We start from the raw sequence: 24303 nt of genomic DNA, 5'->3' as shown, positions 1-24303 counted from the left end.
GCGGCCAAAAATTACTTTTTGATGCGAATAACCGGGGTTTCACCCACGGTAACGCTGCCGGACAGTTTGATCAGTTCTTTGATTTCGTCCATGTTGGAGATAACAACCGGAGTCAGGGTAGACTTGGCTTTCTCTTCCAGCAGTGGCAGATCGAATTCAATAACCGGGTCGCCAACTTTTACGCGCTGGCCTTCTTCAGCGATACGCTTGAAGCCTTCGCCTTTCAGCTCGACGGTGTCGATGCCGAAGTGAACGAACAGCTCAATACCGCTATCAGATTCGATAGAGAACGCGTGGTTGGTTTCAAAAATCTTACCGATGGTACCATCTACCGGCGCAACCATTTTGTTACCGGTTGGTTTGATAGCAATGCCATCACCCACAATTTTCTCTGCAAACACGACATCCGGCACGTCTTCGATGTTGACGATTTCACCAGACAGCGGAGCAACAATCTCAATAGTTCCGGTGTCGTTGTTGCCTTTGTCACCGAACAGTTTACTAAATAACCCCATTAGCCATCTCTCCTAAGCAGTAAATTGGGCCGCATCTCGTGGATTAGCAGATTGTTTTTTCTTCAATGAACTTGTTAACCAGCGTCATTAACTCGTCCGTTGTCGGTTGAGCAAGAGCCTGCTCTGCTAATACCTTCGCATCTTCGAAGTTCGTGTTACGGATGATCTTCTTAATGCGCGGGATGGAAATGGCGCTCATCGAGAATTCGTCCAGACCCATACCCAGCAACAGAAGTGTAGCACGTTCGTCGCCTGCAAGCTCACCGCACATACCAGTCCATTTGCCTTCTGCATGAGAAGCATCAATAACTTGCTTGATAAGCGTCAGCACGGACGGTGACATTGGCTGGTAAAGATGTGAAATCATATCATTACCACGGTCAACTGCCAGGGTGTACTGGGTTAAATCGTTGGTACCAATACTAAAGAAATCGACTTCTTTCGCTAAATGACGGGCAATCGTTGCTGCGGCTGGGGTTTCCACCATCACGCCAACTTCGATGGACTCATCGAAAGCTTTACCTTCGTCACGCAGTTCCTGTTTGTAGATCTCGATCTCTTTCTTCAGTGAACGCACTTCTTCAACGGAGATGATCATCGGGAACATGATGCGCAGCTTACCGAATGCGGAAGCACGCAGGATAGCGCGGACCTGGTCGCGCAGGATCTCTTTACGATCCATCGCGATACGCACGGCACGCCAGCCCAGGAACGGGTTCTCTTCTTTCGGGAAGTTCATGTACGGCAGCTCTTTGTCGCCGCCGATGTCCATGGTACGGACGATGACAGCCTGTGAGCCACAGGCTTCAGCAACCGCTTTGTAGGCAGCGAACTGCTCTTCTTCGGTTGGCAGGGCGTCACGGTCCATGAACAGGAATTCAGTACGATAGAGACCCACACCTTCTGCGCCGTTGCGCTCAGCGCCATCGACGTCGCGTACGGTACCGATGTTTGCGCACACTTCAACCTGATGACCATCCAGAGTGATGGCTGGCAGATCTTTCAGCTTAGCCAGTTCCGCTTTTTCAGTCGCAACCTGCTCCTGAACGGTGCGCAGTTTTTCGATCTCTTCGTTAGTTGGGTTGACGTAAACCACGTTGTTTACGGCATCCAGAATCAGATAATCGTCGTTTTTAACCTGAGCGGTGACGCTACCGGTACCCACGATGGCTGGCAGCTCCAGCGAACGCGCCATGATAGAGGTGTGGGAGGTACGGCCACCGGCGTCAGTGATGAAACCCAGCACCTTGTTCAGGTTCAGCTGTGCGGTTTCTGACGGGGTCAGGTCAGCAGCAACCAGGATGACTTCATCCTGAATCGCGCTCAGATCGATGATGGCAAGGCCGAGAATGTTGCGCAGCAGGCGCTTACCGATATCACGCACGTCAGCCGCACGCTCTTTCAGGTATTCATCGTCCAGCTCTTCCAGGGCAGTTGCCTGACCTTCGATAACTTCATGCGCAGCGGCGTCCGCCGTCATGCCTTTATCTTTAATCAGGGCTATGATTTCCTGCTCAAGCTCCTCATCTTCGAGCAACATGATGTGCCCTTCGAAGATGGCTTCTTTTTCTTCACCGAAAGTTTCGCCAGCTTTAGTTTTGATCGTTTCCAGTTGCGCAGATGCTTTTGCACGGCCACTCAAAAAACGTTCAACTTCCTGATTTACCTTATCAGCAGAAATTTTTTTCCGGTCGATGACGATCTCGTCTTCCTTCAGCAGCAGTGCTTTGCCGAAAGCGATACCCGGGGATGCTAAAATGCCTGAAATCATAACCCTACCTTACTTGTGACTGATATTTAAAAGAACCCGGATACTTACTCGAGCTCAGCCATCAGTTTTACCAGATGCTCAACTGCTTTCTGCTCGTCTTCGCCTTCAGCGGAGATGGTCACAACGGTGCCCTGAGTCAGACCCAGAGTCTGCAGTTTGAACAGGCTTTTTGCGCTCGCGCTTTTGCCGTTGGAAGTCACAGTGATCTCAGAAGTGAAGCCTTTCGCTTCTTTAACAAACTGAGCAGCAGGGCGGGTGTGCAGACCGTTCGGAGCGGTAATGGTAACTTCTTGCTGGAACATTGTATTTCCCCAACTTATTGGTTTAGTGTTGTGGAACTAAAGTCTAGCCTGGCGGCAGGACTTTAGCCTGTATTGTTAGCACCGGCTAAACGGCACGCGCCACAAAAGTGACAAACGCATCCGGTGCTGGCATGTCAGGCTGCTGACGTCTCGCTCGACATTAAACATTATGCCGCGAAAGCAAGACTTGAACCAAATCATAAAATCGATTCAGCAGCGGGAATTACTGCAACGATTAATTTCGTGCTTCAAAATAATTGTCAGCTTAAATACCAGAGCTGACGGGGTTGGGCAATGCCGGACGAGATAAAAGTTTGAAGCAGGCCACAAAAAAGCACCCGTTTGGGTGCTTTTTTACGCGATATTTACATTCTGGCACTACTGTTGCAATTCTTTCTCAGTAAAGAGATCGGCAAACAGTGCAGTACTTAAATAACGCTCACCCGACGATGGCAGGATAACCACGATATTCTTATTGGTAAAGGTTTCATCTTCGAGTAGTTTCAGCGCGGCGGCTACGGCAGCACCAGAGGAGATACCCGCCAGGATACCTTCTTCTTCCATCAGACGACGTGCGGTAGAGATGGCTTCATCGTTAGTGATAGCCACAACTTTATCAATCAGTTTCAGATCCAGGTTGCCCGGAATAAAGCCCGCGCCGATACCCTGAATTTTATGTGGGCCTGGTTTCAGTTCTTCACCAGCCAACGCCTGGGCAATGACCGGAGAGTCGGTTGGCTCAACGGCAACGGTAATCAGATCCTTTTTACCTTTTGTGCCTTTAATATAGCGAGACACGCCGGTCAGCGTACCGCCGGTACCCACGCCGGAGATAAACACATCGACCTGGCCGTCGGTATCTTCCCAGATTTCCGGGCCGGTGGTTTTCTCGTGAATTTCCGGGTTTGCCGGGTTGCTGAACTGCTGGAGCAGCAGATATTTTGCCGGATCGCTGGCGACGATCTCTTCGGCTTTCTGGATGGCGCCTTTCATACCTTTAGCGCCTTCGGTTAAGACCAGATTGGCGCCCAGCGCTTTCAACAGCTTGCGGCGTTCAATACTCATGGTCTCTGGCATGGTCAGCGTCAGCTTATACCCACGTGCTGCGGCAACATAGGCCAGCGCGATACCGGTGTTACCGCTGGTTGGCTCAACCAGTTCAACGCCAGGCTTCAACACGCCACGCTTTTCCGCATCCCAAATCATATTGGCACCGATACGGCATTTTACGCTAAAGCTTGGGTTACGAGATTCCACCTTCGCCAGGATGCGTCCATTACCGATACGGTTCAGTCGAACCAGGGGCGTGTGACCGATAGTCAGCGAGTTATCTTCAAAAATCTTACTCATGGCCTGTCCTTAACTGTTTGAAATTGGGATACCGCATCAGCATACCTTTCGGGGTGAGATGGGGAAGAAAGGAATTCGCATATCTATATACTGCAACGAAATAATGGGGATCAGTATGGAATAAAGGGTGGCATAAGCCACCCTTCGTTTACACATTTTTGCATTACTTCCATAACGCGTGTTTATCACGATAACAGTCGACCCACATTGCCGTCGCGCCGCAGACCGCCACCGGCATGATGAATAAATTCAGGAACGGAATCATGGTGAAAAGGCTGGTCAGCGCGCCAAACTGCATATTGGCCATCTTGCGGCTGCGCAGGGCAGTGCGCATCTCCTTAAAGGGCACCTTATGGTTATCAAAGGGGTAGTCGCAGTACTGGATAGCCAGCATCCACGCGCTGAACAGGAACCACAGCACGGGAGCAACGGTCTGGCCGATACCCGGAATAAAGTAGAGAAGCAGTAGCACAATGGCGCGAGGCAGATACCATGCCAGCTTCTGCCACTCGCGCTTCATGATGCGCGGCAGATCTTTCATTATACCCAGCACGCCGGTATCTGGCGGCGTGGCACCCGTCAGCCGGGCCTCAAGCTGTTCGGCCAGCAGGCCGTTAAAAGGGGCTGCAATCCAGTTGGCAATGGTCGAGAAGAAATAGCCAAACACCAGCAGAACCGAAATGATGACTATCGGCCACAGCAGATAGCTCAGCCACTGCAGCCAGTCGGGAACATGGCTCATTAGCGCCGGGATCCAGGTGTCGAGCCGGGTAAACAGCCACCAGAAGGCGCCACCCATCAGCAGAATGTTGATCAGCAGAGGCAGGATCACAAAGCGTCTGATGCCAGGCAGTGAAACCAGTTTCCAGCCCTGGGAAAAGTACCAGACGCCGCTGCGTGGAGGGGAAGATGTCGATGAAACCATAACCAGGTTGAGCTCCTTTTATCGCAACCAGTGAAATTGCCTGCCTATATTAGCCAGTTGCGGCACGTTGACCAGTTCGGAAATGTTCGAAAAAACAGCAAAAAGCACGATTTAGTTCATCTTTATGCTGCGAATGCTCTGCACGCACTTGCACTTGACGTAATCGGCAAATACTCTTAGTGAGTAAATGTTTGCCGTGGTGGCAAGGTGTTAGAACAACAGAGAATATAATGATGCAGGATTTGCGTCTGATATTAATCATTGTTGGCGCGATCGCCATAATCGCTTTACTGGTACATGGTTTCTGGACCAGCCGTAAAGAGCGCTCTTCTATGTTTCGCGATCGCCCACTGAAGCGCATGAAGTCTCACCGTGACGACGATAGCGATGACGATATCGAAGATACGGAAGACGAGGGTGTGGGTGAAGTACGCGTTCATCGGGCTAACAGTGCGCCCGGCGCAGGCCATGGGGAGCATGAAGCGCCTCGTCAGCCTCCGCAGCATCAGTACCAGCCACCTTATGCATCTGCTCAGCCACGTCCGGCTGCGCCGCAGCCTGCTGCCGAACCGGTACACCAGCCGCAGCAGCAACCGCCGCAGCATGAACCTGTGCGTCAGCAGCCGGTGCAACAACCGCAGTATGCCGCTCAGCCTGAACCTCAGCCGCAGCCACAACCCGTTGTGCAGCAGGCACCGCAGCCTGTAGCGCCTGCGCCGCAACCAGCCCCTGCGCCGCAACCAGCCCCTGCGCCAGCCCCTGTTGCAGAGCCGGAGCCGGTTGTCGAAGCCGCGCCAGTGGTTGAAAAACCGCAGCGCAAAGAGACGGTGATTGTGATGAGCGTGGCGGCCCATCAGGGCACGACCATTAACGGTGAAGTACTGCTCAGCAGCATCCATCAGGCGGGCTTTAAATTTGGCGATATGAATATTTTCCATCGCCACCTCAGCCCAGATGGCAGCGGTCCTTCGCTGTTCAGCCTGGCGAACATGGTCAACCCGGGTACTTTTGATCCGGAGATGACCGGTGATTTCACCACGCCGGGTATTACGATCTTTATGCAGGTGCCATCCTATGGCGATGAACTGCAAAACTTTAAGCTGATGCTGCAGTCCGCTCAGCACATCGCCGATGAAGTCGGCGGTATGGTGCTCGACGATCAGCGTCGAATGATGACGCCGCAGAAACTGCGCGAATATCAGGACCGCATCCGCGAAGTTAAAGAAGCTAACGCGTAAATTTCCGCGTTTTGTTTCACACCTCCTCAACCCCCGCATGTCGGGGGTTTTTCTCATTAATGGTGCGACATGGACTCAATCGAACAACAACTCACCGAACTGCGAACCACGCTTCGCCACCATGAGTATCTTTATCATGTGATGGATGCGCCAGAAGTGCCGGACGCGGAATATGACCGTCTGATGCGTGAGCTGCGCGAGCTTGAAGCGCAGCACCCTGAACTCATTACGCCGGACTCGCCAACCCAGCGCGTCGGGGCGGCACCGCTGGCCTTTTTCAGCCAGGTGCGTCACGAAGTGCCTATGCTGTCGCTGGATAACGTCTTTGACGAAGAGAGCTTCCTCGCCTTCAACAAGCGCGTGCAGGATCGCCTGAAGCAGTCCGATGCCCTGAGCTGGTGCTGCGAGCTGAAGCTGGATGGCCTGGCCGTCAGCATTCTGTACGAAAACGGAGTGATGATCCGCGCGGCTACCCGCGGCGACGGCACCACCGGCGAGGACATTACCGCCAACGTGCGCACCATCCGCGCGATTCCGCTGAAATTACATGGCGAGAACATTCCGGCGCGGCTTGAAGTGCGCGGCGAAGTCTTCCTGCCCCAGGCAGGATTTGAAAAAATTAACGAAGAGGCGCGTCGTACCGGCGGCAAAATTTTCGCTAACCCCCGCAATGCCGCCGCAGGCTCGCTGCGCCAGCTTGACCCCCGTATTACCGCGAAGCGCCCGCTGACGTTCTTTTGCTATGGCGTTGGTATTCTGGAGGGGGGCGAGCTGCCCGATACCCATCTGGGACGTTTGCTGCAGTTTAAAGCCTGGGGGCTGCCGGTCAGCAACCGGGTGCAGCTGTGCGATTCCCCGGAGGCGGTTCTGGCGTTTTACCGTCAGGTCGAAGCCGATCGTCCGACGCTGGGCTTTGATATCGACGGGGTGGTGATCAAAGTAAACTCCCTTGCGCTGCAGGAGCAGTTGGGCTTTGTCGCCCGCGCGCCGCGCTGGGCGGTAGCCTTTAAGTTCCCGGCGCAGGAGCAGATGACCTTCGTGCGCGATGTGGAGTTCCAGGTGGGCCGTACCGGGGCGATAACGCCTGTCGCGCGTCTGGAGCCTGTACAGGTCGCCGGGGTGCTGGTCAGCAATGCGACCCTGCATAACGCCGACGAAATCGACCGTCTGGGGCTGCGTATCGGCGATAAGGTGGTGATCCGCCGGGCCGGGGACGTGATCCCGCAGGTGGTTAACGTGGTGGAATCAGAGCGTCCTGACGATACGCGTGCCGTTGAGTTCCCGACTCACTGTCCGGTGTGCGGTTCCGACGTTGAGCGCGTCGAAGGGGAGGCCGTTGCCCGCTGTACCGGCGGTTTAGTCTGTGGCGCGCAGCGCAAAGAGTCGCTGAAACACTTCGTCTCCCGCCGGGCGATGGACGTTGACGGCATGGGTGACAAAATTATCGATCAGCTGGTGGAGAAAGAGTACGTCCATACGCCTGCTGATCTGTTCCGCCTGACGCCGGGCAAGCTGACCGGCCTGGATCGCATGGGGCCTAAATCTGCCCAGAACGTGGCCGACGCGCTGGAAAAGGCCAAAGAGACTACCTTTGCCCGTTTCCTCTATGCGCTGGGGATCCGTGAAGTGGGCGAAGCGACGGCAGCGGGACTGGCAGGGTATTTCGGGACGCTGGAGGCGCTCGAGAACGCCTCCATCGACGAGCTGCAAAAGGTGCCGGACGTTGGCATCGTGGTCGCCACCCATGTCTTTAACTTCTTCTCGGAAGAGAGCAACCGCGATGTAATCGGCCAGTTGCTGAAGGAAGGTATTCGCTGGCCTGCGCCGCAGGTGATTAACGCCGAAGAGATCGACAGCCCGTTCGCCGGTAAAACTGTGGTACTTACCGGCAGCCTGAGCCAGCTTTCCCGGGATGATGCTAAAGCGCGGCTGGTGGCGCTGGGGGCAAAGGTGGCAGGCAGCGTGTCGAAGAAAACCGACCTGGTGATTGCCGGTGAAGCGGCGGGCTCTAAACTGGCCAAAGCACAGGAGCTGGGGATCGCAGTGATTGACGAAGCCGAAATGCTGCGTCTGTTAGGAGAGTAACGTGGATAAAGCGCAGCTTATCGAGATCGCCAACACCGAAATGCCGTTCGGCAAGTACAAAGGCCGTCGGCTGATTGACCTGCCGGAGGAGTATTTGCTGTGGTTTGCCCGTAAGGATGAATTTCCTGCCGGGCATCTGGGTGAGCTGATGGCGTTAACGTTACTGATTAAAACCGAAGGGCTGACCCAGCTGGTTCAGCCCCTGAGACGTCCTTAAACTTTTGCAGTGCGGGCCTGCTCCTGGGCCTGCAGTTCATCGGTCTGGCGCCGGTAGCGACGCGCCAGCACCGCGCAAACCATCAGCTGCAGCTGGTGGAAGATCATCAGCGGCAGCACCATCATCCCCACTATCGAGGTTGGAAACAGAATGTTGGCCATTGGGATGCCGTTAGCCAGGCTCTTTTTCGACCCGCAGAAGACAATGGTGATTTCGTCAGCTTTGTTAAACCCGAAGCGGCGGGCAGCAAAGACGTTGATAGCAATGATAATCGCCAGCAGTACCAGGCTGACTACCACGATAAACAGCAGTGACCCCACCCCAACCTTATGCCAGATACCATTCACTACGGCTTCGCTGAACGCAGAATAGACCACCAGCAGAATTGATGACTGATCGGTTTTTGCGATCCACTTCTTATGTTTCGCCACAAATGCCCCTGTCCAGGGACGGGAAAGGTGCCCGAGCACAAACGGCAGTAGCAGTTGCAGCATAATTTTGCCCACCTGTTCCAGGCTGCCTTCCGCCCCGTGCATATCCATCACCAGCCCGACCAGCAGCGGCGAGAGGAAAATGCCCAGCAGGCTGGAGGCCGATGCCGAACAGACGGCTGCTGCCACGTTCCCGCCCGCCATGGAGGTAAAGGCGATGGCCGACTGCACCGTGGCTGGCAAAATACAGAGGTACAGGAAACCGGTATAAATCGACGGGTCGACGTTGACTGGCGCCCACCAGGCAAATAGCACACCTAAAACGGGAAAGACAACGAAGGTACTGCACATCACCCACAGGTGCAGCCGCCAGTGGCTGCCGCCAGCGATAATCGCCTCACGGGAGAGTTTTGCCCCATGCATAAAGAACAGCAGCGCAATGGCGGCGGTGGTTAAACCTTCAAAGAAGGGCACAAAGCCGCCGCGAGCAGGGAAGAAGGAGGCGAGCAGAACCACGACGATAAGAATGAGGGTGAACGGATCGAGAATGCGCAAAAGTTTCATAAACACTCCTGAAAGCAGATAGCGCTATTGTGCTTTTATCCTTTTGAGAAATAAAATTGATTTATTGCATCAATTCATGAGTAAAACAGATGAATTACTCTCTTCGGCAACTTCGTATATTTGTCACCGTCGCACAGGCCAAAAGTTTCAGCCGCGCGGGGGGGATAATTGGCCTGAGCCAGTCGGCGGTAAGCCATAGCGTGAAAGAGCTGGAGCTACAGACCGGCGTGCGGCTCATCGACCGCACCACCCGTGAGGTGGTGTTGACGGAAGCCGGCCAGCAGCTGGCCGCGCGTCTTGAAAGACTACTGGATGAACTTAACAGCACGCTACGGGATGCAGGCAGGGTAGGGCAGCAGCTCTCCGGAACAGTAAGGGTAGCCGCCAGCCAGACCATTTCGGCGCATTTAATACCGCACTGTATCGCGCAAAGTAATCACCAGTATCCGGATATTGATTTTGTGCTCCATGACCGACCGCAGCAGTGGGTTCTGGAGAGTATTCGCCTGGGTGAAGTGGATTTCGGCATTGTGATCGATCCGGGGCCAGTGAGCGATCTGGAGTGTGAAGAGGTGCTCTCCGAGCCCTTCCTGTTGCTGTGTCGTGACGATGATCCCCTTGCCGCCGAAGAAAAGGTCACCTGGCAATCGCTTCAGGGGGCCAGACTGGTGTTGCAGGACTACGCTTCTGGCAGCCGGCCACTCATTGATGCGGCTCTGGCAGAGCAGCAGGTAAAAGCGACAATTGTGCAGGAGATAGGTCATCCCGCTACGCTCTTTCCAATGGTCGAAGCCGGGATTGGGATCAGCGTGCTGCCAGCGCTGGCGCTCCCGTTGCCGCAGGGGAGCCGTCTGACGGTAAAACGTTTCACCCCGATCATTGAGCGTAAGCTGATGCTGGTTCGCCGTAAAAATCGTTCGCTTTCGGGTGCGGCTCAGGCGCTATGGGAAGTGGTACGTATGCAGGCGCAGCAGTTGACGCAGGCCCGCATACGCGATCCGCTTTTTAGCCCGGAAGAAAATTAAACGTAGATATCAATCTGATGCTCAGGGGAAGGGGAGTTAACGCCTTCCACTTTACCCTGCTGTTTGTCCTGCTTCTGCTGGGCTTCTTCCGCCTGGCGGCGCTGCAGCTGCTGAAGCTGTGCCTGCAACATTTTGATTTGGTTCTGCAGCAGCTCCTGCTGCTTTTTTTTCTCTTCCGCCGAGCCGCTGCCGTTGGCAACATCTTTCAACTGATTGGTGAGTTTATTAATTTGTGAGGTGAGGCGGCTAATTTGCGACGCAATGTCGCTACCGGTGGAGCCACTGCTGCCGCTACTTTTGGTTTGTATCGAGGGTGTGGATGCCTGAATGGTTGTCATGCTGATTTCCTCTGCCTAAAGAAGAGGTATCGGCAGAAAATTGAAAGACTTGAGAAAAGCTAACTGAACGGCCAGGAATCGCAGATAGCAAAAAAGCGCCTTTAGGGCGCTTTTTTACATTGGTGGGTCGTGCAGGATGACTCGCTTCGCTCGCCCTTCGGGCCGTCGCCGCCAGCGGCTCCGTTGCCTCACTGCGTTCGGCCCGAACCTGCTGCAGGTTCGAATCGTCTGGATCGCAGATAGCAAAAAGGCGCCTTTAGGGCGCCTTTTTACATTGGTGGGTCGTGCAGGATTCGAACCTGCGACCAATTGATTAAAAGTCAACTGCTCTACCAACTGAGCTAACGACCCGAAGTGGTGGGTGATGACGGGATCGAACCGCCGACCCCCTCCTTGTAAGGGAGGTGCTCTCCCAGCTGAGCTAATCACCCACTTCGGTACTTCATTTACTACTACTGCAAGAAATCCAGCTGGCGAGAAAGTGGTGGGTGATGACGGGATCGAACCGCCGACCCCCTCCTTGTAAGGGAGGTGCTCTCCCAGCTGAGCTAATCACCCACTTCTCAATTTCTTGCTACACGGCGGAGACTACATAAAGTAGTTGGTGGGTGATGACGGGTTCGAACCGCCGACCCCCTCCTTGTAAGGGAGGTGCTCTCCCAGCTGAGCTAATCACCCCCGCTGTGTGGAGTCGCATTATAGGGAGAGTTGAAAATGAGTCAACGCCTTTTCTAAAGATTTTGTTCGTTCGTCGTAAAATTAAACAAAACGATCGCAAAACCACCTGTGATGCATGATTTCTAAACAAAAACGGCTACAAAGAACGATCTGACAGCAACAAGATTGAGGAATCAGGCTGGAGTGATAGAATATTGCCCACTTTAGTTTCCAGGATATGCCGGTTGTCGGCATCTTTATCACTGTAAGGCCACTTCATGAAAATCAAAACTCGCTTCGCGCCAAGCCCGACAGGTTACCTGCACGTCGGCGGTGCGCGTACTGCTCTCTATTCCTGGCTGTTTGCTCGCAACCAGGGCGGTGAGTTTGTGCTGCGTATCGAAGATACCGATCTCGAACGCTCCACGCCGGAAGCAATCGAAGCCATTATGGATGGTATGAACTGGCTTAATCTGGAGTGGGACGAAGGCCCTTATTTCCAGACCAAACGTTTTGATCGCTACAACGCTGTCATTGATGACATGCTGGAAGCGGGTACTGCCTATAAGTGCTACTGCTCGAAAGAGCGTCTGGAAGCGCTGCGTGAAGAGCAGATGGCGAATAACGAAAAGCCTCGTTACGACGGTCGCTGCCGCCACGATCATTCACACCACGCGGAAGATGAACCCTGCGTTGTGCGTTTCGCTAACCCGCAGGAAGGCTCGGTCATTTTTGACGATCAGATCCGTGGCCCAATCGAATTCAGCAACCAGGAGCTGGACGATCTCATTATCCGCCGTACCGACGGTTCACCAACCTATAACTTCTGTGTTGTGGTTGATGACTGGGATATGGCGATCACCCACGTGGTGCGTGGCGAAGACCATATCAACAACACCCCACGCCAGATCAACATCCTTAAAGCGCTGAATGCTCCGGTACCGGTTTACGCGCACGTCTCGATGATTAACGGTGACGACGGTAAAAAACTGTCCAAACGCCACGGCGCCGTCAGCGTCATGCAGTATCGCGATGATGGCTACCTGCCGGAAGCGCTGCTGAACTATCTGGTGCGTCTGGGATGGTCCCACGGCGATCAGGAGATCTTCAGCCGCGAAGAGATGATCCAGCTCTTCACCCTGAGTGCGGTAGGTAAGTCTGCCAGTGCGTTCAACACCGATAAACTGCTGTGGCTGAACCATCACTATATTAACGCTCTGCCGCCAGAGTACGTTGCGACCCAGCTGCAGTGGCATATTGAGCAGGCGAACATCGATACCCGCAACGGTCCACAGCTGGCCGATCTGATCAAACTGTTGGGCGAACGTTGCAAGACGCTGAAAGAGATCGCTGAAAACTGCCGTTACTTCTATGAAGAATACGACGAGTTTGACGCCGACGCGGCGAAGAAGCACCTGCGTCCGGTTGCGCGTCAGCCGCTGGAAGTGGTTCGCGATAAGCTGGCTGCTATTACCGACTGGAGCGCTGAGAACGTGCATAACGCCATTCAGGCGACCGCAGACGAGCTGGAAGTCGGGATGGGTAAAGTCGGCATGCCGCTGCGTGTAGCCGTTACCGGTGCCGGTCAGTCCCCGGCGCTGGACGTTACCGTCCACGCGATTGGCAAAACCCGCAGCGTAGCGCGTATTAACAGAGCGCTCGATTTTATTGCTGAGCGCGAAAGCCAGCAGTGATCAGAAAGTAAAATCAAAACGGCAGGTTTCCCTGCCGTTTTTTTATCCCTCTGGCTGATGAATGTTCAGCCGCACCAGAAAACCCTGTACCCCCTCCCGCGTAAGCAGCGTTTCAAGCCGTTGCTGTTCCGCTAAGGTCATATTCTCCAGCGCGTTGATAATCCCTGGCAGCACGGCAACGGGCTTGACATCACCATAGCTGGCCGCGGTTTCTGCCAGCTGGTAGCTCGCCTGGCGTTTACGAATGGCGGGAATATTCATGATGTGATCGCGCACCTGCGCATCAATATGAATAAGGCGCGCTCGCCCACCTTTAACGCCATTAATGCCTTCCGTTTTCCAGTTATTCTTGCGCACCCAGCGGTTAACAGTTTGCCTGGCGACCCCCAGCGTATCTGACAGCTCTTCGGTGGTCATTTTGCTACGTAATCTTTTCATATTATTTTTGATCGCGGATCCCTAAGCGTTGCAACAATCCGGTAATCCCTTCCCGGAGTAATAAAGAGGTCAGTTGTTTCTGTTCCGTGGGTGTCATTTCGTTGGCCAGCGTAATCAGCAGGGCCTGTAGTGAGTTATCGGGGTAAACATCAGGTGAAGGCACCCCATCCGGGGCTTTGCGCGCATTGCGAATAAACTCCCGAACTTTCTCATTCACATGCACCAGGCGCGCTTTGCCACCCTGGACGCCAGGTTTTGGCGATGTGGACCAACCCTCTTTCCGCACCCATTTATTGATGGTCTGTCGGCTATAGCCAGTGAGTCGGGCCAACTCTTCCGGCGTCATTCGTTCCTTGATCATGCAATTTCCTGAGTAAGAGTGTGGTTAATTAGTGGGTCATTTTATAACACCGTTTTACTGGAAAACGTGACAAGATTAACTCATGACTGCGAGTACTCTCGCAATGTGATTCATTTGCATGAATTTTCAGCGATTGAACCACAGTGTGAGAATTTGCCGTTGACACTCCGCAATGGAATTCATATTATGCCGCCCGTCAACACGACACGCTTTACGCGATGGGGCTATAGCTCAGCTGGGAGAGCGCTTGCATGGCATGCAAGAGGTCAGCGGTTCGATCCCGCTTAGCTCCACCAAACTTTGAACCCAACAGAGTCTGGTGCGTAAAGAAAACTGTGGGGCTATAGCTCAGCTGGGAGAGCGCTTGCATGGCATGCAAGAGGTCAGCGGTTCGATCCCGCTTAGCTCCACCAAAATTTAAACCCTCGCCGAATGGCGGGGGTTTTTTTATGCCCGTACAAACGCCTTTATCTCTTTTTTCCTGTACATAAATCATGTTTAGGTAAATTCTTAGTCAGGAAATGCTATTTCCTGGCCTGTAACTTGAATTGCATTTTTAAAGGAAATAATATTGATTTGAAATTAATATCGCCAGGTAAATAGTTTAACAAAATTAATGAATATTAAAATTAATATTAACTTAAAGAGCTTTTCGCTCGCCCTGGCGTTATGCCTCGTCGTTGTGCCTTTCTCCCGCCTTATTTCACCGAAATCAGTTATCGATGGTTTTGAAGTTTATCTGGCATGGATGCCGTTGAGCGTCATGCTGGCGATAATATTATTATTTGGTCGCCAGGCCGTCATTCCTGTCATTATCAGTTTCGCCATAATCAACCAATGGAACCTGCAGTTATCGCCGAAACAGGATGTTATTTTGTTGTTCTGTCAGGTGTTTAGTACGCTAGTGGTCTGCGGGCTTCTGCGCTGGCAGCTTGGCTCGCGCTGGCGCTATCAGCTACCCAGCCGCTTTATCGGGGCGCGCATTTTCTGGTTAGGATTTGCCTTGCCCCTGGCAATAAAACTCTCAATGTTCCTCGCCGGTTATTTCTGTGATTTCCCTGTTACCCTTGCTAATTTCTCAGACAGAGGCTCCGTCATATATCATATCGTCGATGTTCAGAGCCTGATTTGTGCCGTTCTGATTTTTACCACGCTCTTCTATTATCCTTTAAGAATGATTATTAATCCAAACTACGCACGCGCGCTATGGCGGCGAAATATTAATAATCCTTTTTCAATTCGCAACCAAATATTTACATCCATACTACTTCTATTACTGGCTGCTTTCCTGCTTCTGCTCTGTACGCCTTTTACCTCCGATATTATCGCGGGCTACCTGGTTCCGGTAATATTCATTCTGTTCACCCTGGGCGTGAGCCGGTTCCGCTATCCCTTTATTTCGCTGGGCTGGGCGCTGAGCACCTTGCTGCTGCTGACTTACAACAGCAATTTTTTGCAGGGCGTGCAAAACGGCTACTCACTGGCGTTCGTGCTGTCGGTGCTGATCTCCTTCGCGATTTGTCTGGTTTACATGTCACGTATTTTTCAGCGCAGCGAATGGCTTAAACGCGGCTGGCAGGAGAGGGCATTGGTCGATCCACTCACGGGGCTGCGTAACCTGCGCGCGCTGGAGTGTTTCCTGAAGGACAACAGGGAGGTCACTCTGTGCTGTTTACGGATGGATAATCTGGAGTTTCTGAGCCGTCATTACGGCCTGATGATGCGCGTGCAGTGCAAACGGGCCATCATTCGTCAGCTGCAGCCGTTGCTGATGGCCAACGAGCAGATTTTCCAGATCCCGGGTAACGAGCTGGTGGTGGTGCTCAGCGGCCCGGAAACCGGGGCGCGCTTACAGCACATCATTGATTACATGAACAGCCGTAAAATTTACTGGAACAATATCGGTCTGGATATTGAATTTGGCGGCGCCTGGGGTGGCGTGGAGTCTAAGGGCGGAGAGAGTCTGTATCACACGCTCGGCCAGCTTAGCTGGCTGGCGGAGAAAGCCTGCTCGGCGAATCAGGTTCTGTCGTTGAATAACAGCCTTGAGACGGTTTCAGGGCAGACGACGGATCGTGTGCTGATGCTGAGCCGCATTAAGCGGGCGCTGGATGAGGGGGGATTACGGCTGTATGCACAGCCCATCCAGAGAGCCGATGGCGTGGGTTATCACGAAATTCTGTCGCGTCTGGAAAGCGAGGGTGAGCTCCTTACGCCCGATAAGTTTCTGCCGCTGGTGGCGCAGTTTAACCTGAGCCGCCGCTTCGATATCAGCGTGGTTGAAGCGCTGCTGGTCTGGCTGCGGGATCATCCCTCGGACGAGTGTTGCGCGCGCTTCTCCGTCAATCTGATGCCGCTGACGCTGATGCAAAAAGAGGTGGCGGCAGAGATCATTGCCCTGTTTGAACGCCACGGGGTGAAGCCGCAGTCGGTCATTATCGAGGTGACCGAAGAGCAGGCTTTCTCCAATTCGGAAGTCAGTATTGCCAATATTCAGCAACTGCGTCAGTACGGCTTTAAAATCGCCATCGACGATTTCGGTACCGGCTACGCCAATTACGAGCGGCTCAAGCGCCTGCAGGCGGACATCATTAAAATCGATGGCTGCTTCGTGAAGGATATCTGCAGCGACAGCATGGATGCGATGATTGTGAAATCAATCTGTAATCTGGCGAAGACCCGCTCGCTGTGCGTGGTAGCGGAATTTGTCGAAACCGAGGAGCAGCGCGAAAAGTTGCTCGCCTCAGGGGTAGATTATCTGCAGGGATATCTGATCGGCAAACCGCAACCGCTTCAGTGAATGGCAGGCGAAAAAAAACCGGGGACGTATCATCCCCGGTTTTTTTATGCTGATTACAGGACCAGTGCGGCGATAGACGCAGACAGGACGCTGACCAGCGTAGAACCGTAAACCAGTTTCAGGCCGAAGCGGGAAACCACGTTACCCTGCTCTTCGTTCAGACCTTTAATCGCACCGGCGATGATACCGATGGAAGAGAAGTTAGCGAAAGAGACCAGGAAGACGGAGAGGATGCCTTCAGCACGCGGGGAGAGGGAACCGGCGATTTTCTGCAGATCCATCATTGCGACGAATTCGTTAGAAACCAGTTTGGTCGCCATAATACTGCCCACCTGCAGCGCTTCGCTTGCCGGAACACCCATCACCCAGGCTACCGGGTAGAAGATGTAACCCAGAATGCCCTGGAAGGAGATACCCAGCACCGCAGCAAACAGGGCGTTCAGGGCGGAGATCAGCGCGATAAAGCCGATCAGCATCGCCGCAACGATAACCGCAACTTTGAAGCCTGCCAGGATGTATTCACCCAGCATTTCAAAGAAGCTCTGGCCTTCATGCAGGTTAGCCATCTGCAGGTTCTCTTCACTCTCATCCACGCGGTACGGGTTGATCAGCGAAAGAACGATAAAGGTGCTGAACATGTTCAGAACCAGCGCAGCAACCACGTATTTTGGCTCCAGCATGGTCATATACGCGCCCACGATAGACATGGAAACGGTAGACATTGCCGTGGCCGCCATGGTGTACATGCGGTTACGGGACATTTTGCCGAGGATATCTTTATAGGCGATGAAGTTCTCAGACTGACCGAGGATCAGGGAACTTACGGCGTTGAAAGATTCCAGTTTACCCATGCCGTTCACTTTAGACAGCACGGTACCAATAGCGCGGATAACAATCGGCAGGATGCGAATGTGCTGCAGGATACCGATCAGGGCAGAGATAAAGACAATCGGGCACAGCACTTTCAGGAAGAAGAACGCCAGACCTTCGTCGTTCATTTTACCGAACACGAAGTTGGTCCCTTCATTAGCGAATCCGAGGAGTTTTTCGAACATCTCGGAGAAGCCTTTCACAAAGCCCAGCCCCACGTCTGAGTTCAGGAAGAACCAGGCGAGCAATACTTCAATAACGAGTAACTGAACAACATAGCGAATGCGGATCTTTTTGCGATCGCTGCTGACCAGCAGCGCAAGCACGGCAACGACAACAAGTGCCAGGACAAAATGTAGGACGCGGTCCATATTTGCTCCAAATATGAGGCAGGTTTAATTTCGCTGCACATTCTATGAAACAAGCGTAAAGAAAACGAGATCAAAGCCACACTATCGTTGAGTCCTGTGACGAGTCTCAAAAATAGTGACATACGATACATTTTCGTTATGTTGTGTAAATGAATTAAAAGTTAAGTTTGTGTGCTACGCTTCACAAAGGTTGCGTGCATTTTCGCCCGTCAACATATCCACGACTCAGCCTGCTTATCGTTCTTCGCTATCAGTGCAATCACTCTAACCCATTTAAATGAACTTGATAATCATTCGCATTTTGATAGCATTAAACATAGCAAAGGCTATATTCCTGAGGCAAAAATGAGCAATAGTCGCGTTGATGAGAGTAGCAGGGGCAGGGCGGCACGCAAAATGCGGTTCGCATTAATGGGACCTGCGTTTATTGCCGCCATTGGCTACATCGATCCCGGTAACTTTGCGACCAATATCCAGGCCGGGGCCAGCTTTGGCTACAAACTGCTGTGGGTGGTCGTGTGGGCCAACCTGATGGCGATGATGATTCAGGTGCTGTCGGCAAAACTGGGTATCGCCACCGGGAAAAACCTCGCGGAGCAGATCCGCGACCACTACCCGCGTCCGCTGGTCTGGTTTTACTGGGTGCAGGCCGAAATCATTGCCATGGCGACCGATCTTGCGGAGTTTATCGGTGCGGCCATCGGCTTTAAGCTGATCCTCGGCGTATCGCTATTACAGGGGGCAGTATTAACCGGTATTGCCACCTTCCTGATCCTGATGCTGCAACGACGCGGGCAAAAGCCGCTGGAGAAGGTGATTGGCGGCCTGCTGCTGTTCGTGGCGGCGGCTTATATCGTTGAGCTGATCTTCTCCCGGCCTGACGTCGTCCAGTTAGCGAAAGGGATGGCGATCCCGAGCCTTCCCACCACCGAAGCGGTGTTCCTTGCCGCCGGGGTGCTGGGTGCGACCATTATGCCGCACGTCATTTATCTGCACTCGTCGCTAACCCAGAACCTGCATGAAGGCTCGCGGCATGAGCGCTACTCTGCGACAAAATGGGACGTGGCGATCGCCATGACCATCGCCGGGTTTGTGAATCTGGCGATGATGGCCACCGCCGCAGCGGCGTTCCATTTTAACGGTCATACCGGTATTGCCGATCTCGATCAGGCGTACCTGACGCTGGAACCGCTCCTGAGTCACGCGGCGGCCACTATTTTTGGTCTGAGCCTGGTGGCGGCGGGTCTCTCCTCCACCGTGGTGGGCACGCTGGCGGGGCAGGTGGTCATGCAGGGCTTCGTTCGCTTCCACATTCCTCTGTGGGTGCGCCGTTCGATTACCATGCTGCCGTCGTTTATCGTGATCCTGATGGGGCTGGACCCGACGCGCATTCTGGTGATGAGCCAGGTGCTGTTGAGCTTTGGTATTGCTCTGGCGCTGGTGCCGCTGCTGGTCTTTACCAGCGACAAGACGTTGATGGGCGATCTGGTGAACAGCGTTACGGTGAAACGGACCGGGTGGGCAATCGTGGTCCTGGTGGTGGCCCTGAACCTGTGGCTGCTGATCGGGACCGCGTTAGGGTTGTAAAAAAGGCGCCGTAAGGCGCCTTTTTCGTATCAGTGACGATGGCCGTGTCCGCCATGACCACGTCCGTGACCTTTAGGACCGCGATGGTCATCACGATCGCTCCAGCCTGCGCGATAGCCGCGCTCGTAGGCGTTACGTTTGTCCCAGCCACGATGGTAGCCATTATCGTGTCTGTGCCAGTGGTTGCCACGCCATTCATAATGACGACGCCAGTAGTCGCGGTCACGCCAGCCGCCGCCGTCCCAGTAGTTACCGTAATTATCGCGATCGCCAATTTGTAATTTTATGGATGGCAACAGGGTGATTTCGCCAGCATTAGCGACCAGCGGGGCTGAAGCCATTAATACTGCTGCCAGAATCAGGGACCTGAACATGGTTATTCTCCTTCACGATCGGAGCCGTAATCGGCTTGTTAACGCAATATTAAGGGGCGGTAAAGCTCCGGATAATCGCTTTAACTCCTAATTCAGAAGGCGTAGCACTTTTTGCTAAAAGCGCATTTAATTTGTACTACTCAGAATCAGTTCTATTTCCTGGCGTTCTTCAGGCGTGAAATGGCGATTCGCCAGCATACCCACCGCATCGTCAATTTGCGCCGTTTTGCTGGCTCCAATTAAGACCGAGGTGACGGCCTCCTGATCCAGTACCCACGCCAGCGCCATTTGCGACAGCTTCTGGTTCCGGCGTTCAGCCAGCGCGTTGAGCTGACGCACTTTCGCCAGCTTCTCTTCAGTTATCTGGTCCGGGTTCAGGAAGCGGCTGCCGCTGGCTGCGCGGGAATCTGCCGGGATACCGTTCAGATAACGGTCGGTCAGCTGGCCGCCCGCGAGCGGCGAAAAGGCAATGCAGCCCACCCCTTTCTCCTTAAGCACGTCCAGTAATCCCTCCTCCGGCGCACGTTCAAACAGGGAGTATTTCGGCTGATGGATAAGGCAGGGTGTGCCCAGGTCGTCGAGGATCTCAGTAGCCCGGCGGGCCAGTTCGGCGGGGTAGTTGGACAGTCCAACGTACAGCGCCTTGCCCTGACGCACGATATGGTCGAGCGCTTTCATCGTCTCCTGTAACGGTGTTTCCGGGTCCGGACGGTGGTGATAGAAGATGTCGACATACTCCAGCCCCATGCGTTTCAGGCTCTGGTCGAGGCTGGCAATCAAATACTTACGCGAACCCCAGTCGCCGTAGGGACCGTCCCACATGGTATAGCCCGCCTTGGTGGAGATGATCAGCTCATCGCGCCAGGCGCTGAAATCTTCCTGCAAGATTCGCCCGAAATTACGTTCTGCCGAACCCGGTGGTGGGCCGTAGTTATTGGCAAGGTCGAAGTGCGTAATGCCCACGTCAAAGGCACGATGTAAAAGTTGACGGCTGTTTTCAATCAGCGTGGCATCGCCAAAGTTATGCCACAGCCCAAGGGAGATGGCAGGGAGCTTAAGACCGCTTTGCCCGCATCGTTGATACACCATTGACTGGTAACGGTTTTGATCCGCCTGATAAACCATGAGTCTTGCCCCTCTGCGTCAGAATGTCATTCAGTGTATACGTTTACACTAAACGTCAGGCAAGCAGATTACCGCGCGAAAATACGTAAAGCATTATTTCCATTGGCAGATTATCGCCATTCCTGGACAGCTATCACGCTTCTTCAATACTCAAACTGAAGTCAACATTATAAGGATAACTGTCATGCATACCCCCTACACCGTCGCCGATTACCTGCTGGACCGTCTTACAGATTGTGGTGCCGATCATCTGTTTGGCGTGCCGGGCGACTACAATCTGCAGTTTCTCGATCACGTTATCGCCAGCCCGGATATCGGCTGGGTAGGTTGTGCCAACGAACTGAATGCGGCCTACGCCGCCGATGGATATGCGCGCTGCAAGGGTTTTGCCGCGCTGCTGACGACGTTTGGGGTTGGCGAACTCAGTGCCATGAACGGCATCGCGGGCAGTTTCGCCGAACATGTTCCGGTTCTGCATATTGTGGGGGCGCCAGGCAGCGCCTCGCAGAAAAAAGGGGAGTTGCTCCACCATACCCTCGGTGACGGTGAGTTTCGTCACTTCTTTAAGATGAGTGAGCCCGTCACCGTGGCGCAGGCGCACCTGACCGAACAGAACGCCTGCTATGAAATTGACCGGGTGTTGACCGAAATGCTCCGGGAGCGCCGCCCTGGCTATATTATGCTGCCAGCTGATGTGGCAAAAAAACCTGCCAGCCCGCCTGTGAGCGCTCTTATTGACCGAATTTATGAAAGCGACAGCTTCCGTCTGGATGCTTTCCGTCAGGCAGCAGAAAAACGGCTGGCCGCGAGCGATCGTATCGCGCTGCTGGCCGACTTCCTGGTCCTGCGCTATGGCCTGAAAAACCAGCTGCAGCGCTGGGTGGACCAGACGCCCGTCGCCCACGCCACCATGCTGATGGGGAAAGGCATTTTTGATGAGCGCAAACCCGGCTTTGCGGGGACCTACAGCGGCTCCGCCAGCGCGGCCGGCGTCAACGAGGCCATTGAAGGCGCCGATACCGTAATCTGCGTGGGCACGCGCTTTACCGATACGCTCACCGCCGGTTTCACCCACAAACTCACCCCTCAGCAGACCATCGACGTGCAGCCGCACGCCTCGCGCATTGGCGATGTCTGGTATACCGGCATCCCGATGGCCCAGGCCATTGAGGTGCTATCCAGTCTTTGCCAGCAGTACGCTAACATCAGCCATATGCCCCGCCCGGCAAGAGAGCTGCATGCGGTTGATCCCGGCTCGCTGACCCAGGATAGCTTCTGGAAAACGCTGCAAAACTATATTCGCCCCGGCGACATTATTCTTGCCGACCAGGGCACCTCGGCATTTGGTGCTGGCGCGCTGCGCCTGCCGGATGAGGTGAACTTTATCGTGCAGCCGATCTGGGGCTCGATTGGTTACACCCTGGCCGCCGCCTACGGCGCCCAGACCGCCTGCCCGGACCGTCGCGTGATTGCGATTACCGGTGACGGCGCGGCGCAACTCACCATTCAGGAGATGGGCTCCATGCTGCGTGACAAACAGCGCCCGGTGATCGTGGTCCTCAATAACGAAGGATATACGGTGGAGCGCGCCATCCACGGCCCGAATCAGCGCTATAACGACATTGCGCTGTGGAAATGGACGCAGATCCCGCAGGCGCTCAGCCTGAACTGTCAGGCCGAGTGCTGGCGGGTCAGCGAGACGGTGCAGCTGGAAGAGGTGCTGGAGAGGGTGGGGCACCCGGAGCGGCTGTCGTTGATTGAGGTCATGCTGCCGAAAGCCGACGTCCCGCCGCTGCTGAGCGGGATTATCCAGGCGCTGGAAGCGCGTAAAAGCGCCTGATTATTTCTCCTGACGTCCGGCAATCATCAAGGGTCTGCCCGCCAGCAACACCCAGGCGGGCAGCATCACAATACAGAGCAGCGGCAGCAGGCTGGTGTCCGGCACCACCACTGCCGCCATAAACAGGCTCAGCCATGCATCCCGGGTGACAACCAGCACTAACCCCAGAATCGAACAGGAGATGGTGATCGCCAGCGGAACCGCCTCAACATGCTCGTGCAGCATCAACCCGAGCGCGACGCCTACAAACACCGCCGGGAAGATGCGCCCGCCGCGGAAACCGCAGGCCGAAGCCACCACCAGCGCCGCCAGCTTGATCAGGGCAAAGAGCAGATAATCCGACACGCTGAAGATCTGACTAAAGGCCATCTGCTGCATCTCATCCAGCCCTTTAAACAGCGTAATGTTGCCCCCGATAGCGCCCAGGATACCCAGAATAAATCCCCCTACGCCGAGAATCAGAACCGGGTTCTTCAGGCGATGCATCAGCCGGTGCAGGCGTGGCAGACACCAGACCGCCACCATGCCCAGCGCGATAGCGATGGCGGCGACAATCGCGCCGCTAAAGATATCCACCAGCTGCATCTGGCTGTAGTGGGCAATGGGCAGCGAAAACTGGGGATGGAAAAACAGGCTGGTGGTCTGCGCTCCCGCGGCGGCGGCGAGCAGCGGGGCAAACAGACGATCCCAGAGCGGTATATCCGCATTACCGCTCAGGGTCTGGGAAAAAATCAGTGCCGCTGCCACGGGGGTCCCGAACAGCGCGCCGATGGTGCCCGCCGAAGCGAGAATGGTCCAGTCCAGGGCGTTCACCCGCGGGAAGACGCGCGCCCCAACGGCGACGGCCAGGGCGATGTTCACCGCCATCACCGGATGTTCAGGCCCGAGGCTGACGCCCCCCGCCAGACCGATAATCAGGGCGATAATCAATCCTGGCAGGGCGGCGGTCTCCACCGGCGCGCCAATCAGCGGCTCTGTGGCCGGGTCCGGGCCGGCATGCCCCGGGCTATAGCGGATCACCAGCCCCACGGCGATACCGGTCAGGGTGAGGATCAAAATAACCCACACGGGAGAACTCGTGTTAAGACCGATACTGGCGGGCAACGACGTCCACAATACCGCCTGCAGCACCGAGGCGACCTTCATGATAATTATCAGAATCAGACTGGATGCTACGCCAATAATCAGGGCGGGAGGGGCCAGCAGCAGCATCGTTCTGGCTCGCGGATGGAGCATGATGATTTCCTTGTAGAAAATGGCTGTCTTTACTTTGCACTCTCAGCCTTTTGGTAATAGTGCAAATGGTGCTGAAACGGTAAAGTTATTCTGTGACGAAGATCGATAATCCTGGGGTGCTTTTATTCAGGTCGTTGTTGTTATCTGGCCTTGAATTTAGAGTGTGCCAATCAGTTATTTTGACTTTAG

The 24303-nt window shown here is 54.4% G+C and carries 21 protein-coding genes, 6 tRNA genes and 1 other RNA gene; 10 read left to right on the top strand and 18 right to left on the bottom strand.

What is annotated here, in order from left to right:
- Positions 1–11: 11 nt before the first annotated feature.
- From crr to cysZ, 5 genes are all read right to left on the bottom strand, one after another.
- Complete coding sequence (crr, locus tag NB069_RS15940; RefSeq protein ID WP_039029658.1) at positions 12–515, bottom strand: PTS glucose transporter subunit IIA; 504 nt, start codon at positions 513–515, stop codon at positions 12–14.
- 43 nt (positions 516–558) lie between these two features.
- Complete coding sequence (ptsI, locus tag NB069_RS15935; protein ID WP_250585105.1) at positions 559–2286, bottom strand: phosphoenolpyruvate-protein phosphotransferase PtsI; 1728 nt, start codon at positions 2284–2286, stop codon at positions 559–561.
- Positions 2287–2330: 44 nt separating this feature from the next.
- Complete coding sequence (gene ptsH / locus NB069_RS15930; protein WP_000487600.1) at positions 2331–2588, bottom strand: phosphocarrier protein Hpr; 258 nt, start codon at positions 2586–2588, stop codon at positions 2331–2333.
- Between the two features lie 378 nt (positions 2589–2966).
- Complete coding sequence (gene cysK / locus NB069_RS15925; protein ID WP_039029656.1) at positions 2967–3938, bottom strand: cysteine synthase A; 972 nt, start codon at positions 3936–3938, stop codon at positions 2967–2969.
- Positions 3939–4101: 163 nt separating this feature from the next.
- On the bottom strand, positions 4102–4863 hold the full coding sequence (gene cysZ, locus NB069_RS15920; protein WP_250585103.1) for a sulfate transporter CysZ: 762 nt from the start codon (positions 4861–4863) through the stop codon (positions 4102–4104).
- A gap of 230 nt (positions 4864–5093) precedes the next feature.
- On the opposite strand from cysZ, the gene zipA reads away from it, so the two are divergent.
- The 3 genes from zipA (at position 5094) to NB069_RS15905 (ending at position 8403) form a co-directional block, all read left to right on the top strand.
- On the top strand, positions 5094–6101 hold the full coding sequence (gene zipA / locus NB069_RS15915; protein ID WP_250585101.1) for a cell division protein ZipA: 1008 nt from the start codon (positions 5094–5096) through the stop codon (positions 6099–6101).
- A 69-nt stretch (positions 6102–6170) separates the two neighbouring features.
- Positions 6171–8186, top strand: coding sequence for an NAD-dependent DNA ligase LigA (ligA, locus tag NB069_RS15910; protein ID WP_250585099.1), 2016 nt, complete (start codon positions 6171–6173; stop codon positions 8184–8186).
- A 1-nt stretch (position 8187) separates the two neighbouring features.
- Entirely contained in the window at positions 8188–8403 is a 216-nt protein-coding gene (locus NB069_RS15905) for a DUF3820 family protein (protein ID WP_103180635.1), read from the top strand.
- Here NB069_RS15905 and NB069_RS15900 read toward each other — a convergent pair.
- The gene (locus tag NB069_RS15900; protein WP_250585097.1) at positions 8400–9398 is read right to left on the bottom strand and encodes a bile acid:sodium symporter family protein; all 999 of its coding nucleotides are present in this window, start codon (positions 9396–9398) and stop codon (positions 8400–8402) included. The two genes, NB069_RS15905 and NB069_RS15900, sit on opposite strands and share 4 nt — an antisense overlap.
- Before the next feature lie 89 nt (positions 9399–9487).
- On the opposite strand from NB069_RS15900, the gene NB069_RS15895 reads away from it, so the two are divergent.
- On the top strand, positions 9488–10423 hold the full coding sequence (locus tag NB069_RS15895) for a LysR family transcriptional regulator (RefSeq protein ID WP_250585095.1): 936 nt from the start codon (positions 9488–9490) through the stop codon (positions 10421–10423).
- Here the strand turns inward: NB069_RS15895 and NB069_RS15890 are convergent.
- From NB069_RS15890 to NB069_RS15865, 6 genes are all read right to left on the bottom strand, one after another.
- Positions 10420–10761, bottom strand: coding sequence for a FlxA-like family protein (locus tag NB069_RS15890; RefSeq protein ID WP_250585093.1), 342 nt, complete (start codon positions 10759–10761; stop codon positions 10420–10422). The genes NB069_RS15895 and NB069_RS15890 overlap by 4 nt on opposite strands.
- Before the next feature lie 120 nt (positions 10762–10881).
- Positions 10882–11009, bottom strand: a non-coding RNA gene (locus tag NB069_RS15885) — RtT sRNA.
- A gap of 27 nt (positions 11010–11036) precedes the next feature.
- A tRNA-Lys gene (locus NB069_RS15880) sits at positions 11037–11112 on the bottom strand.
- Between the two features lie 4 nt (positions 11113–11116).
- A tRNA-Val gene (locus NB069_RS15875) sits at positions 11117–11192 on the bottom strand.
- Positions 11193–11243: 51 nt separating this feature from the next.
- Positions 11244–11319: transfer RNA gene (locus NB069_RS15870), tRNA-Val, on the bottom strand.
- Between the two features lie 44 nt (positions 11320–11363).
- Positions 11364–11439 (bottom strand) — tRNA-Val (locus tag NB069_RS15865).
- A 257-nt stretch (positions 11440–11696) separates the two neighbouring features.
- On the opposite strand from NB069_RS15865, the gene gltX reads away from it, so the two are divergent.
- Entirely contained in the window at positions 11697–13112 is a 1416-nt protein-coding gene (gltX, locus tag NB069_RS15860; RefSeq protein ID WP_250585091.1) for a glutamate--tRNA ligase, read from the top strand.
- Positions 13113–13154: 42 nt separating this feature from the next.
- Here gltX and NB069_RS15855 read toward each other — a convergent pair whose 3' ends face one another.
- On the bottom strand, positions 13155–13550 hold the full coding sequence (locus NB069_RS15855; RefSeq protein WP_250585089.1) for a YfeC-like transcriptional regulator: 396 nt from the start codon (positions 13548–13550) through the stop codon (positions 13155–13157).
- 1 nt (position 13551) lies between these two features.
- The gene (locus tag NB069_RS15850) at positions 13552–13911 is read right to left on the bottom strand and encodes a YfeC-like transcriptional regulator (protein ID WP_250585087.1); all 360 of its coding nucleotides are present in this window, start codon (positions 13909–13911) and stop codon (positions 13552–13554) included.
- 220 nt (positions 13912–14131) lie between these two features.
- Between NB069_RS15850 and NB069_RS15845 the strand changes: the two genes are divergently transcribed.
- The 3 genes from NB069_RS15845 to NB069_RS15835 all read left to right on the top strand — a co-directional run bounded on the left by NB069_RS15845 (position 14132) and on the right by NB069_RS15835 (position 16711).
- Positions 14132–14207, top strand: a tRNA-Ala gene (locus tag NB069_RS15845).
- A 41-nt stretch (positions 14208–14248) separates the two neighbouring features.
- Positions 14249–14324: transfer RNA gene (locus tag NB069_RS15840), tRNA-Ala, on the top strand.
- 203 nt (positions 14325–14527) lie between these two features.
- Positions 14528–16711, top strand: a complete 2184-nt coding sequence (locus NB069_RS15835) for an EAL domain-containing protein (RefSeq protein ID WP_250585085.1) — start codon at positions 14528–14530, stop codon at positions 16709–16711.
- A 53-nt stretch (positions 16712–16764) separates the two neighbouring features.
- Here the strand turns inward: NB069_RS15835 and NB069_RS15830 are convergent, their stop codons facing one another.
- The gene (locus NB069_RS15830) at positions 16765–17952 is read right to left on the bottom strand and encodes a NupC/NupG family nucleoside CNT transporter (RefSeq protein WP_039032602.1); all 1188 of its coding nucleotides are present in this window, start codon (positions 17950–17952) and stop codon (positions 16765–16767) included.
- Positions 17953–18297: 345 nt separating this feature from the next.
- On the opposite strand from NB069_RS15830, the gene NB069_RS15825 reads away from it, so the two are divergent.
- On the top strand, positions 18298–19539 hold the full coding sequence (locus NB069_RS15825) for an Nramp family divalent metal transporter (protein WP_250585083.1): 1242 nt from the start codon (positions 18298–18300) through the stop codon (positions 19537–19539).
- Positions 19540–19568: 29 nt separating this feature from the next.
- On the opposite strand, the gene NB069_RS15820 is transcribed toward NB069_RS15825, so the two are convergent.
- Positions 19569–19913 (bottom strand): DUF2502 domain-containing protein, encoded by a 345-nt coding sequence (locus NB069_RS15820; RefSeq protein ID WP_250585081.1) that lies wholly within the window; start codon positions 19911–19913, stop codon positions 19569–19571.
- Between the two features lie 126 nt (positions 19914–20039).
- Entirely contained in the window at positions 20040–21038 is a 999-nt protein-coding gene (gene mgrA, locus NB069_RS15815) for an L-glyceraldehyde 3-phosphate reductase (protein WP_250585079.1), read from the bottom strand.
- Positions 21039–21222: 184 nt separating this feature from the next.
- Between mgrA and ipdC the strand changes: the two genes are divergently transcribed.
- Entirely contained in the window at positions 21223–22878 is a 1656-nt protein-coding gene (gene ipdC / locus NB069_RS15810) for an indolepyruvate decarboxylase (protein WP_250585077.1), read from the top strand.
- Here the strand turns inward: ipdC and NB069_RS15805 are convergent, their stop codons facing one another.
- Positions 22879–24114 (bottom strand): ion channel protein, encoded by a 1236-nt coding sequence (locus NB069_RS15805; protein WP_250585075.1) that lies wholly within the window; start codon positions 24112–24114, stop codon positions 22879–22881.
- Positions 24115–24303 lie beyond the last annotated feature (189 nt).

Source organism: Leclercia adecarboxylata, from assembly GCF_023639785.1.
GTDB classification, from domain to species: domain Bacteria; phylum Pseudomonadota; class Gammaproteobacteria; order Enterobacterales; family Enterobacteriaceae; genus Enterobacter; species Enterobacter adecarboxylatus_D.
This window is presented reverse-complemented; position numbering and strand designations above follow the sequence as displayed.